Source organism: Abyssisolibacter sp. ZYX002 (assembly GCF_056892235.1).
The window spans coordinates 463604-476403 of record NZ_JARMXH010000003.1; the positions used below are offsets into that span (position 1 = coordinate 463604).

The 12800-nt window shown below is 31.9% G+C and carries 14 protein-coding genes; 12 read left to right on the forward strand and 2 right to left on the reverse strand.

From position 1 onward, the window contains the following. Positions 1 to 69 precede the first annotated feature (69 nt). The 6 genes from hrcA to P3X86_RS12240 all read left to right on the forward strand — a co-directional run bounded on the left by hrcA (position 70) and on the right by P3X86_RS12240 (position 6930). The gene (gene hrcA, locus P3X86_RS12215; protein WP_483292977.1) at positions 70 to 1116 is read left to right on the forward strand and encodes a heat-inducible transcriptional repressor HrcA; all 1047 of its coding nucleotides are present in this window, start codon (positions 70 to 72) and stop codon (positions 1114 to 1116) included. Positions 1117 to 1199: 83 nt separating this feature from the next. Beyond that, complete coding sequence (grpE, locus tag P3X86_RS12220) at positions 1200 to 1772, forward strand: nucleotide exchange factor GrpE (protein ID WP_483292978.1); 573 nt, start codon at positions 1200 to 1202, stop codon at positions 1770 to 1772. A gap of 12 nt (positions 1773 to 1784) precedes the next feature. Further along, entirely contained in the window at positions 1785 to 3626 is a 1842-nt protein-coding gene (gene dnaK / locus P3X86_RS12225) for a molecular chaperone DnaK (protein WP_483292979.1), read from the forward strand. Between the two features lie 177 nt (positions 3627 to 3803). After that, on the forward strand, positions 3804 to 4937 hold the full coding sequence (dnaJ, locus tag P3X86_RS12230; protein WP_483292980.1) for a molecular chaperone DnaJ: 1134 nt from the start codon (positions 3804 to 3806) through the stop codon (positions 4935 to 4937). A gap of 312 nt (positions 4938 to 5249) precedes the next feature. After that, positions 5250 to 6206, forward strand: coding sequence for a 50S ribosomal protein L11 methyltransferase (gene prmA, locus P3X86_RS12235; protein WP_483292981.1), 957 nt, complete (start codon positions 5250 to 5252; stop codon positions 6204 to 6206). Then, the gene (locus P3X86_RS12240) at positions 6199 to 6930 is read left to right on the forward strand and encodes a 16S rRNA (uracil(1498)-N(3))-methyltransferase (protein WP_483292982.1); all 732 of its coding nucleotides are present in this window, start codon (positions 6199 to 6201) and stop codon (positions 6928 to 6930) included. Before prmA ends, P3X86_RS12240 begins: the two co-directional genes overlap by 8 nt. Positions 6931 to 7017: 87 nt before the next feature. On the opposite strand, the gene P3X86_RS12245 is transcribed toward P3X86_RS12240, so the two are convergent. Further along, on the reverse strand, positions 7018 to 7287 hold the full coding sequence (locus tag P3X86_RS12245; protein WP_483292983.1) for a hypothetical protein: 270 nt from the start codon (positions 7285 to 7287) through the stop codon (positions 7018 to 7020). Positions 7288 to 7327: 40 nt separating this feature from the next. Further along, positions 7328 to 7561 carry a helix-turn-helix transcriptional regulator gene (locus tag P3X86_RS12250; RefSeq protein ID WP_483292984.1) on the reverse strand — a complete coding sequence of 78 codons (234 nt, stop codon included), beginning with the start codon at positions 7559 to 7561 and terminating at the stop codon, positions 7328 to 7330. Between the two features lie 224 nt (positions 7562 to 7785). Here P3X86_RS12250 and P3X86_RS12255 point away from each other — a divergent pair, with 224 nt between their 5' ends. The 6 genes from P3X86_RS12255 to P3X86_RS12280 all read left to right on the forward strand — a co-directional run bounded on the left by P3X86_RS12255 (position 7786) and on the right by P3X86_RS12280 (position 12782). Further along, positions 7786 to 8121, forward strand: a complete 336-nt coding sequence (locus P3X86_RS12255) for a helix-turn-helix domain-containing protein (protein WP_483292985.1) — start codon at positions 7786 to 7788, stop codon at positions 8119 to 8121. Between the two features lie 95 nt (positions 8122 to 8216). Continuing rightward, a complete protein-coding gene (locus P3X86_RS12260) occupies positions 8217 to 8552 on the forward strand; it encodes a helix-turn-helix domain-containing protein (RefSeq protein WP_483292986.1) in 336 nt (111 codons plus the stop codon). A gap of 137 nt (positions 8553 to 8689) precedes the next feature. Continuing rightward, a complete protein-coding gene (locus tag P3X86_RS12265; protein ID WP_483292987.1) occupies positions 8690 to 9436 on the forward strand; it encodes a GntR family transcriptional regulator in 747 nt (248 codons plus the stop codon). 220 nt (positions 9437 to 9656) lie between these two features. Further along, a complete protein-coding gene (locus tag P3X86_RS12270; RefSeq protein WP_483292988.1) occupies positions 9657 to 10601 on the forward strand; it encodes an aldo/keto reductase in 945 nt (314 codons plus the stop codon). A 343-nt stretch (positions 10602 to 10944) separates the two neighbouring features. After that, the gene (gene mtaB / locus P3X86_RS12275) at positions 10945 to 12300 is read left to right on the forward strand and encodes a tRNA (N(6)-L-threonylcarbamoyladenosine(37)-C(2))-methylthiotransferase MtaB (RefSeq protein WP_483292989.1); all 1356 of its coding nucleotides are present in this window, start codon (positions 10945 to 10947) and stop codon (positions 12298 to 12300) included. A gap of 140 nt (positions 12301 to 12440) precedes the next feature. After that, entirely contained in the window at positions 12441 to 12782 is a 342-nt protein-coding gene (locus P3X86_RS12280) for a histidine triad nucleotide-binding protein (RefSeq protein WP_483292990.1), read from the forward strand. Positions 12783 to 12800: the final 18 nt, after the last annotated feature.

Here is a 12800-nt window from a genome sequence, read left to right on the forward strand (position 1 = left end):
GAGTGCTAATAAAATAAAATACTATCAACAAAGGCGCTACAAAATGCATTAGATTGGTAGGAGATATGTATGAAAGATGACAGAAAAATAAGGATACTACAAGCTATAATACACAATTATATAACAAGCGGTGAGCCTGTTGGGTCTAGAACGATTTCAAAAAAATACTCTTTAGGAGTAAGTGCTGCTACTATAAGAAATGAAATGTCAGACCTTGAAGAATTAGGTTATCTATTTCAACCCTATACTTCAGCAGGTAGAATACCGTCTGATAAAGCTTATAGACTATATGTGGATAATTTAATACAGTTTAAGAAGGTTGAAAACGAGAAAAAACAAAACATAAAAAGCAAACTGCTGGGCAGTATAAATGAAGTTGAACAGCTCGTTCAATCGAGCCTAAGTATATTATCCAATTTGACTAGCTATACTACATTTGCAATAGCGCCAAACCTAAGATATAGCAAGTTAAAACATATACAGTTAGTTTCGTTAGATGAATTTAGAGTATTAGTTGTTATTGTTACAGACACAGGTGTAGTAAAAAACACAATAATTAGGCTTCAATATGAAGTAAATGATGAACAACTGAATATAATAACAAATTTATTAAATACTAAGCTAAAGGGCAAAAATATTAATGAATTGCCAAGAACAATAAAAGAAGAAATAATGAATATGTTTATAGAAAATATGGAAGATTTACGTCATATTGTATCAGATATATTTCCAACTATAAATAGCACATTAGATGACTTTGATAAAATCAAGTATTATACAGATGGAGTAAATAAAATATTTAACCATGCTGAATACAACGATATCTGCAAGGCAAAAGAGATTATTTCATTTCTTGAAAATAAGCAGACAGTTATAGATATGCTGTTAAAGGAGAGCAATAAAAATGATATAGAGGTCATCATTGGTAGTGAAAATGACCATAATGAAATAAAAGATTGTAGCTTGATAACAGCAACATATAAAATGAATGGAAAAACTATAGGAAAAATAGGATTAATAGGTCCTACAAGAATGGAATATTCTAAAGTTATCCCTATAGTAAGACTCATGGCTATGGATATAAATGATATATTGTCAAAATATTTCTTTGATTAATGGGTGTAGGATAATCCAATCTTACACCTTTATAGAAGTAAACCTTAGCCATACATAAAAAGAGCAAAAGAGGGGTGTAAAAAGTGTGTGAATGTAACAAAAACCAAGATATAAAAGAAGATGCTAAACAGTGTGAGTGTAATCAAGAGTGTGAATGCTCATGTGAAGAAGAAAATCAAGAAACAGAAAATCAGCAAAAAGAAGAGCAAGTAGATAGTGATAAAATTATAGCAGACCTAAAGGATAGATATGTTAGGCTTCAAGCAGATTTTATAAACTACAAAAAAAGAGTAGAAAAAGAAAAACAATCAATTTATAAATATGCGAATCAATCACTCATTACAGATTTATTAGGTTCATTAGACAATATGGAGAGAGCTATAGATTCAGTCGATGAAGAATCAAAAAAAGAAAACTTATATACAGGTATCGAAATGGTCTATAAACAGATTCTTGAAATATTTAAAAAGAATGAATTAGAGGAGATTGATGCTTTAAATTGCAAATTCGACCCAAACCTTCATCATGCAGTAATGCAAGATACAATAGATGAAGATGGAGAGGATACAGTAACAGAAGTATTCCAAAAGGGTTATAAATTACATGACAGAGTTATAAGACCAAGTGTAGTAAAAGTGTCTAAAAAAAGAGTTTAGGAGGATATAAAAATGGCTAAAGTAATAGGAATCGATTTAGGAACAACAAACTCATGTGTAGCTGTAATGGAAGGTGGAGAACCAGTAGTTATAGCAAATGCAGAAGGAAATAGAACAACACCATCAATAGTTGCATTTACAAAGGATGGAGAAAGATTAGTTGGAGAAACAGCAAAAAGACAAGCAATAACTAATCCAGATAGAACAATAACTTCTATAAAGAGAGAAATGGGAACAGATTATAAAGTTAATATAGATGGAAAAGCACTAACACCACAAGATATATCAGCTATGATATTACAAAAGCTAAAAAGCGATGCAGAAAATTATCTAGGAGACAAAGTAACAGATGCAGTAATAACAGTACCAGCGTATTTTACAGATAGTCAAAGACAAGCAACAAAAGATGCAGGAAGAATAGCAGGCTTAAACGTACAAAGAATCATAAATGAGCCAACAGCAGCATCATTAGCATATGGATTAGATAAAGATGATGAGCATCATAAAATAATGGTATTTGACTTAGGTGGAGGTACATTTGACGTATCAATATTAGAACTTGGGGATGGAGTATTTGAGGTTATATCAACAAAAGGAGATAATCACCTAGGTGGAGATGATTTTGATAAAGTTATAATAGATTATTTAGCAGAGAACTTCAAAAAAGAAAATGGTGTAGACTTAAGAAATGACAAGATGTCATTACAAAGATTAAAGGAAGCTAGTGAAAAAGCTAAAAAAGAATTATCAACAGTAATGACAACAAATATCAATCTACCATTTATAACAGCAAATCAATCAGGTCCATTACATTTAAATATAGATTTATCAAGAGCTAAATTTGAAGAATTATCAGCAGATTTAGTAGAAAGAACATTAACACCAACAAGAAATGCGTTAAAAGACGGAGGATTAAGTCCTTCAGATATAGATAAAGTTATATTAGTTGGTGGATCAACAAGAATACCAGCAGTACAAGAAGCAGTTAAGAAGCTAACAGGTAAAGATCCACATAAAGGAGTAAATCCAGATGAGTGTGTTGCATTAGGAGCAGCAATACAAGCAGGAGTATTAAGTGGAGAAGTAAAAGACGTATTGTTACTTGATGTAACTCCATTATCATTAGGTATAGAAACAGCAGGTGGTATTTGTACAAATCTAATAGAGAGAAACACAACAATACCTACAAAGAAAAGCCAAATATTCTCAACTTATTCTGATAACCAAACAGCAGTTGATATCAACGTATTACAAGGTGAGAGACAAATGGCTGCGGACAATGTATCACTTGGGAGATTCCAGTTATCAGGTATAGCACCAGCACCGAGAGGAATACCACAAATAGAAGTAACATTTGATATAGATGCAAATGGTATAGTAAATGTATCAGCAAAAGATTTAGGTACAGGAAAAGAGCAAAAAATAACTATAACAGCTTCAACTAATCTAAGTGAAGATGAGATTAAATCAAAAGTTAAAGAAGCAGAAATGCACGCAGAAGAAGATAAAAAGAAAAAAGAGCAAATAGAGGTTAGAAATAATGCAGATTCATTAGTATATCAAACAGAAAAAACACTAAAAGATTTAGAAGGTAAGATATCAGATGATGAAAAAGCTAAAATAGAGGCTAAAGCTACTGCATTAAAAGAAGCACTAAAAACAGATAACATAGATGATATTAAAGCAAAAACAGAAGAATTGACTACAGAGTTCCATGCAATATCACAAAAATTATATCAACAACAAGCTCAGCAACAGCAAGCAGGGCAAGCTGAACAAGGGCAAGAAAACAACGCAGCTAAAGATGATGACATAGTAGATGCTGACTACGAAGTAGTAGATGACGATAAATAAAACAAACCTCGGGGTGTCTGAAAGACATCCCCAGAGGGCTGTTTCAGGGTGTGAGACAGCCCTATTTTAACTATCCAAAAGAATATTATAGGAATTATATATTAATAATAGAAAAATAAATAAAATTAGCATATAATAGTCTTGGATAACTTATTATAGATATGAAAAGGTGATAAAATGGGAAAAAGAGATTATTACGAGATATTGGGAGTGCAAAAAGGGGCTAGTGAACAAGAAATAAAAAAGGCATTTAGAAAACTAGCTAAAAAATATCACCCTGATTTAAACCCAGACAATAAAGAAGCTGAAGTTAAATTCAAAGAGATAAACGAAGCATATGAAGTACTTAGCAATCCTGAAAAAAAGAAAAGATACGATCAATTTGGCCATGCAGGTGTTAATGGTCAAGCAGGTGGTTTTAATGCTCAAGGCTTTGAAGGATTTGGGGATATATTTGGAGACATATTTGGAGATTTCTTCGGTGGAGGATTTTCATCACAAGGCAGAAGAAGAGCTGGTCCAAAAAAAGGTGCTGATTTAAAATATAGAGTTACAATTTCTTTTGAAGAAGCAGCATTTGGGACAGATAAAAAAATAGAAGTAACAAGATCAGAGGACTGTAAAGAGTGCAATGGAACAGGAGCTAAGCCTGGAACTAGCAAAAAAACATGTTCGAAATGTGGTGGAAGTGGAGAAGTTAGATATTCTCAGAACACACCTTTTGGTCAGTTTGTAAACGTAAAAACCTGTGAAGCATGTAATGGAAGTGGAGAAGAAGTAGAGAGCCCATGCCAATCATGTTCAGGAACAGGAAAACAGAAAAAAACTAAGAAGATATCAATTAAAATTCCAGCAGGTGTAGACACTGGCTCAGTAATACCTCTCAGAGGAGAAGGAGAACTAGGAGAAAAAGGTGGACCAAGAGGAGATTTATATATTTACATCAATGTGTTACCGCACAAGATATTTAAAAGAGAAGGTAATGATATAATATGTGAGTATCCAATAACTTTCGTTCAGGCAACACTAGGAGATGAAGTAGAAGTTCCAACATTAGATGGTAAAGTTAAGTACAAGATACCAGAAGGTACACAAACAGGGACAGTGTTTAGACTTAAGAACAAGGGGATACAAAGTCTTAGAGGCTATGGTAGAGGAGATCAGTACGTAAAAGTGAACATAGAAGTACCGAAAAATCTAAACAATACTCAAAAAGACATACTAAGAGAATTTGCCAAAGAAACAGGAGTGAAAGTATACGAGCAAAAGAAAGGTTTCTTTGACAAAGTTAAGGATATGTTTGATAAGTAATTTTGAGGGGGCTGTCTAATACGACAGCCCTCAAACTGTAGAAAAAAGCCCAATTTCTGCGTTGTCCTAAAATTTCCGTTGTTTACTTACCTCTAAGTAAGCTCTGTTACTCAATTTTAACACGCCCCCAACTTAAACTTTTACTACAGTCTGATATATTGATGACAAGTCATTAATATAACGGATGTAGAAAGCGTTAAAGTATAATGCTTTTAAATTTCAGCATATGAAGGCTGGTTTTTTAGCTGTATATAGGGTATAATAACAACAAGAACATTATCTGGTCAAGATAAAATCAAAGGAAGTGAAAATATGATGTGGACTGAAATACAAATAAAAACAACTACACAGGCCGTTGAAATAGTATCAAATATATTGTATGAGGTTGGAGTAGGAGGACTTGTAATAGAAGACCCTAATGATATTATTGATAGCGAAAACGAGACATGGGATTACATAGATACAAAGCTACTTGACCAAGATTTTGAGAGAGTAATAGTCAAAGGTTATTTAGAAGAAAGTGAGGATTTAAAAGATAAAATAGAGCTTATAATAGAAAACGTGGAGAAAATACCTCAGTTTTGTAAAAATAAAGAATTAGGACATGTTACAGAAGTAACGACGACAGAGATAGAAAATCAAGATTGGTCAAAAACATGGAAGAAGTACTATAAACCTAAAAAGATAGGTGAAAAAATTGTGATAAAGCCTTCGTGGGAAGAGTACGAAAAACAAGTTGACGAAATAGTAATAGAAATAGACCCAGGAACAGCATTTGGAACCGGAACTCATGAAACAACAATAATGTGTGTAAGAGAGTTAGAGAAGCATGTGCATAGTTTAGACACAGTGATTGATGTAGGTTGTGGAACAGGTGTATTATCTATTGCAGCAGCAAAATTAGGCGCGATGAGCGTAGTTGGAGTTGATCTAGACGAAGAGTGTGTAAAAGTAGCTAGAGAAAATGTCAGAAAAAATGGTGTTACAGGAGCAGTCCAAATAAAGCATGGAGATATGCTAAAACAGATAGATTGTAAAGCCAATGTAGTAGTAGCAAATATAGTGGCAGAAATCATAAAGATAATATCAAAAGATATAATTACGTTCCTAGAAGATGACGGCGTATTTATAGCTTCAGGAATAATATTAGATAAAATACAGGAAGTAAAAGAAGCACTAAAAGATAACGGATTAACAATTATAGAAGAAACAACCATGGGTGAATGGGCATGTATAGTATCAAAACTAGATGGAGATAAGCATGAATAGATTTTTTATAGAAGATAGCTTTGTAGACAATAGGGTGACAATAAAAGGTGATGATGTAAAGCATATAAAAAATGTGCTTAGATTGAGTATAGGAGATCAAATATCACTATGTGATGGTAACGATAACGAATATATAGCAGAAATAAAAGCAATCAACAATAAAGATGTTATGTGTGAAATACTATCCAAATGTGATATTAAAAGAGAAAGTAATATCAAAATTACACTGTATCAAGCACTTACTAAAGGACAAAAGATGGATTTAATAATCCAAAAAGCAGTCGAATTAGGAGTGAATGAGATATGTCCAGTTCAAACTAAAAGGTGTGTATCGGTTATAAAAGATATATCAAAAGAAAATAAAAAAGTGAATAGATGGAATAAGATAGCTTACGAGGCAGCAAAACAGAGTAAAAGAGGAATAATACCTAGCGTAAAAAATATTCTTACATTTAAAGAATTGCTAGAAGATATGGAAAAATTGGATGAGATAATAGTGCCTTATGAATGTGAGCAGAAAAATAGTATAAAAAATCTACTAAAAACAGTAGATGCAAAGAGCATAGGTATAGTTATTGGTCCAGAAGGTGGCTTTGAAGAAGAAGAGATAAATATGCTTAGAGAAAAACAAGCATCAATAGTTACTCTAGGTAATAGAATACTCAGAACAGAGACAGCAGGGCTTGCGACAATAGCAGTCATTATGTATGAACTTGACAGTTAAATTTATAATGGTATAAATACAAAAGAGGCGTCCAATAAGGACTGCCTCTTTTGCGATTATAAAACAAAGGGAACTAGGGAAATAAAATTAAATGAATTCATGTAATCCTGTTTTTACTAGGTCATTACGCAATTTAAGTAATGGTTTGCGTTCAATACACAGTTTTAGTTCTTCAGTTTCATATAGAATAGCCAGAGTAGTATCGTATTCTCTAATTTTTCTTATATGTTCCATAAAATCATCATGATTCGAATTAGCTGCTTCTTTTGCAAGTTTATATAACTTATCTAGTTCGATTTCAATGTCCTCTAGTCTAATCATCTTTTTTACAAATAAATCTCTAACAGAATCTCTCATATAGTAAATCCTCCAGTATGGGTAATTGTTTTGTAGTAAATTATTGAGGGTCTTGGATTGGATTATCACGCTCGGTGATAGTGTAGGGTAAAAAAATATCTTCTAACTTACAGCCAAACAGGTGGCACATTCTCATTCCTAAGCTTGCACTTGGTTTCTTGTAACCACATTCGATTTGATAGATCATGCTTGAACTAATATCCAGAGCTGAGGCTGCTTCTTTGACATTTTTATATCCTGCTTTTTTTCTCAAAATTGTGATATGATTAGCCATAATATATCTCCTTTCAAAACTATCATCTACTAATATAATACAACTTTAAGTAATTTTTTTCAAGAGTCGAAATTATTCATGTTATGGAATTATATTGCGTTTTCTTGAAATTACTGTATATTTCTTTATATTACATTGATTCTCACTTAAAGTGCCTTGAAAAAATTGTTACTTTTGGTTATAATAATAATATATACTAATAGTGATAATTATGGGGGATTACTATGATAGGTAAAAGACTTAAAGAAAAGAGGCTAGAAAGAAAGCTCACTCAGAAGCAACTCTCAGATGCGCTTAATATCAGTACTTCATCAATAGGAATGTACGAAACAAATAAGAGAGAGCCAAGACATTGTGTATTGATTAAAATAGCTGACTATCTAGGTGTGTCAATTGATTACTTGACAGGACAAGATTATTACCAGCCAAAATTCGAAACAGCAAAGATAATAGAGTCTAATGAAATGTATTTAGAATTAATAAAAAAACTTGAAAGTAATAAAGTATCAGATGAAAAGATAAAGGACATGATAAAAGAAATAGAAAAAAAAGCAAAATAAATGCAAGATTATGTAAAAGTGGTTGCAAAAATTATCACTGTTGGTTATAATAAAATTAAACTAATAGTGATAATTTATTTTATGGGGGGAGTAACATGATCTCAGAAAGAATCAAACAATTAAGAAAAGATCGAAATATTACTCAATCAGTATTAGCCAATCATATAGGAGTAAGTACATCAATAATAGGAATGTATGAGACAAATGCACGAAAGCCAAGCTACGAAGCACTACTCAAAATAGCAAACTACTTCAACGTAGCCACAGACTACCTTATGGGCAATGACTTATATGATGCTAACTCCGCAGAAGAAAAGATTAGAGAAATAGGAATGGATTATATCAATTTAGCATTAAAATTCAAAGAAAAAAACATCTCAGCAAAAGACGTAGAAAAGATACTTGAGATAATGGAAGATTTGAAAAAGTAATAATTAAGAGCTTCTCACTTTACGTGGGGAGTTTTTTCTTAACATATTTATTTTATTATTGTTATTGTTATTATAATATGGTATCGTAATACTAGTATAAAAATAATAACTAACATTAAAACGATAGGAGAGCTAATATGTTTACTGCTTCTAAGATAGATAAAAATGTTCCTGTTCCGCTATATTACCAGCTAAAAAAATTAATAATGAATAATATTAGCCAAGGTATCCTTAAGCCGGGAGATATGTTACCCGCGGAATTAGAGTTAACTGAGATACTACAGTTAAGTCGAACAACTGTTAGGCAAGCAATTATTGAGCTTGTGAATGAAGGACATTTATATCGAGTAAAAGGTAAAGGTACCTTTATCTCTCAGCCAAAGATTGAACAGGAATTTGTTGCACGTATTGAGCCTTTTCGCGACCAAATGATTAGAAAAGGATATACTTCCAAAACAATTATTCTTGAAAAAAAGATACTCAATGCTTCTAAAGATGTTGCAGAAGCACTTAATATTCAAGAGCATGATGTAGTAATAAAGCTAAAACGACTACGGTTCGCAGATGATACACCGATTGTTATAGTGGATACTTACTTAAACGGTAAGTACTGTCATCAAATATATGATGTATACCAAAAAGAACATTCTCTTTATGATTTCTTATCTACTAATCGTGAAACAAAAATCACTCATATGAAGAGGACAATAGAGGCATCAGTCTCTGGAGAATATGAAAGTAAACATCTGTGTATACCAAAAGGGTTTCCTTTACAGATTTTTAATTCAATCGGTTTAAATCACTTGGGAACACCTATAGAATACTCTATTGCAGCTTATCGTGGAGATAGGAGTAAATTTACAGTAAATATTTCCTGTAAATAACCCTATTATTATTAAAGGTAAAATATAAGAGTAAATACGCATGTCATGACATAGTGACATAGATACATAATTGCATATATTACATATCTATGATTGAACCTAAAGACTTATAAATGGGATAAGCTTGAGAAGTATTTTTTAAATAGGATAGATATAGTTATTAATGAATAATTAAAGTTTAATATATAAATTAAATTATTACTTAATAGGAGGTTCAAATATGAATTATAAAAAGTTTAATTTAGTCGAAGATAAATTATCAGTGCTAGGTCTTGGTACTTGGCAGTTTGCAGGTAAAGGCGATTGGCCAAATTTTATTAAAAATGACGCTATTAAAGTGATTCATCAAGCCATTGATGCCGGTATTAATTTTGTAGATACCGCGCCAATTTATGGGCTTGGTCACTCCGAAACTGTAGTAGGTGAAGCGCTTAAAGGTAAACGAAATAAAGTATTTTTAGCGACCAAATGTGGCCTTGTTTGGGATGATAGTAACAATGTAACGAATAATTTGACTAAAGAAAGTTTACTTAAAGAAATAGAGGATAGTTTACGACGTTTACAAACTGACTATGTAGATTTATACCAAATTCATTGGCCTGATCCAAATACAGATATCAACGAAACATTTGAAGCATTAGCTGATATAAAAAAATCAGGCAAAATTAGATATATTGGTGTGAGCAATTATTCTCAAGCGATGATTAAAGAGGGAATGAAAACTGCTCAAGTAGTATCTCATCAAGGGCTATACAACATACTTGAGCACAACCCAACTTCTTATCATAATATACCGTTACAATACAAAGTAAGAGAATCTTTACTTGGGTTCCTTGAATCTAACGGACAGTTCTTCTTACCATACAGTCCACTAATGCAAGGATTATTGGCAGGCAAAACTATATTTGATAAGGGGGCTGCAAGTAACAATCCAGAGCTTCAAGGAGAACGATTATCTCAGCACCTTAAACAAGCAAGAGAAGTTGAAGAAACAATAGGTAAACCGATTAATGAAATAGCACTAAACTGGCTTATAGCTCAAAAAACAGTAGGCCCTGTTATTGCAGGAGCTACTAAACAGTTACATCTTTCAAGCAACTTAAAAGCTTTAGAGTGGAAGATGAACAACGATATGATTGCTAAAATAGATAGTATAATTAAATAATAATTAGACAGACAAATAGGTAATTTTATAGATTACCTATTTGCTTTTTTGTATGATTGTATAACGGATAACATATGTTATTACCATAGATTGATGACAAATTTATTAGAATTCTAGATAGGGGTGCTGTTTTTTTCTATGAGAGTTACACGCAAATAAAGCGAAGAGGTTGACAGAAATCCAATATAAAAACTAGCGTACATGTTTTTAAAGTTTCAAATCATTATCATTAAGTACAATTATACCGTTGAATAATTACAAATAATATGGTAGATTATATTATGAATAAAATAGTGTTATACTGTTAATAACAAGAGAGAAAGCTATTTCTTAGGAGGAAACTATGAACAAGGTTGATTTGAGCAATGATAATGATACTTTTTATAATAGATATGGCAGAAAAAAGACTGTGTCTACATTTACGCTAGGGTGTAAAGTAAATCAATACGAAACACAGGCTATGAGTGAACTTTTTGTAAAAGCAGGGTATGAAGTTGTAAAACCTGGAGAATTCGCAGATATATACGTGATAAATACGTGTACAGTTACTAATCTAGGAGAAAGAAAATCTAGACAGTTTATAAGGAAAGCAAAGAAAAACAACGAAGATGCTATAATAGCTGTTGTTGGTTGTTATTCTCAAGTTTCACCTAAAGAGGTGAGTCTGATGGAAGATGTAGATATAGTGCTTGGGACTAATGAAAGAAAAAAGATAGTAGAGTTCTGTGAGGAGTATATAAATGAAAACACTAAGATAAATGCCGTAGGAGATATTATGTCTATTGATGAGTTTGAGGAGCTGTCTATAGGTGCGATTAATGATAAAACAAGAGCTTATTTAAAAATACAGGAAGGTTGTAACCAGTACTGCTCTTATTGTATAATACCATATGCTAGAGGGAGAATTAGGAGTAGGAAAATAGACAATATAAGAGATGAAGTTAAAAAGCTCTGCAAAAAAGGATTTCAAGAAATCGTCCTTACTGGAATACATTTAGCATCATATGGCAAGGATTTAAAAGAAGGTAGCTTGATAGATGTAATAGAGCAGATACATGATATAGAGGGCTTAAAAAGAATTAGACTAGGTTCTCTTGAGCCTACACTTATAGATGAAGAATTTATGATTAAGCTTAGTAGGTTACCAAAGGTATGTGATCATTTTCATTTATCACTACAAAGTGGATGTGACAAAATACTTAAGCGAATGAATAGAAAGTATACAACAAAGCAATACAAAGATAATGTAGCTTTGATCAGAAAATATATGGAGAATGCTGCAATAACTACAGATATTATAGTAGGATTTCCATCTGAGACAGATGAAGATTTTATAGAGACTTGCAATTTTGTTAAAGAGATAGAGTTTTCCAAGATACATGTATTTAAATATTCACCTAGAAAAGGGACTCCAGCTTCGAAGTTTGACGACCAAATCAGTGGGGATGTAAAAAATAAGAGAAGCAAAATATTAATAGAAATTGCACAGCAACTTACTAATAACTACTTACAGAGATTTATTAATCAGACAGTAAGTGTATTGTTTGAACAAAGTACTGGTAGCGATCTGGTAAAAGGGCATACTACAAACTATATAGAGGTTTTATCAAGTGGCAAAAAACAGCTACTTCACGAGATACATGATGTATATGTAAGTGGGATACAAAATGAAGTGTTAGTCGGAAAACTACTGAAGTAATTTTATAAATTGAAGTTAATTGTAGAATTTTATTCTTATAAAGGAATTTACGCTATGATTATAGAATAGTATATAAATGAGGGGTTACTGAAATTATCCCTAAATATGCAAAAACCCTTTTTAATATAGGAGGTGAAAATATGTCAGATTGCATATTTTGCAAGATAGTAAATGGAGATATACCTTGTGACAAAATATATGAAAATGAAAATGTAATAGCTTTTAAGGATATACAGCCACAAGCACCTGTACATGTATTAGTAATACCTAAAGAACATATAGAATCTCTAAATGATATAGATGAGAACTTAGATATTATTAAAGACATTCATCTTGCTATTAATAAAATAGTTAAAGAATATAATATAGATAGAGATGGTTACAGAGTAGTAAATAATTGTGGCAAGCAAGGCGGTCAAACAGTTAATCACTTGCATTATCACGTTTTAGGTGGTCGAAATTTAAATTGGCCTCCAGGGTAATTCATATTTGCATTTAGA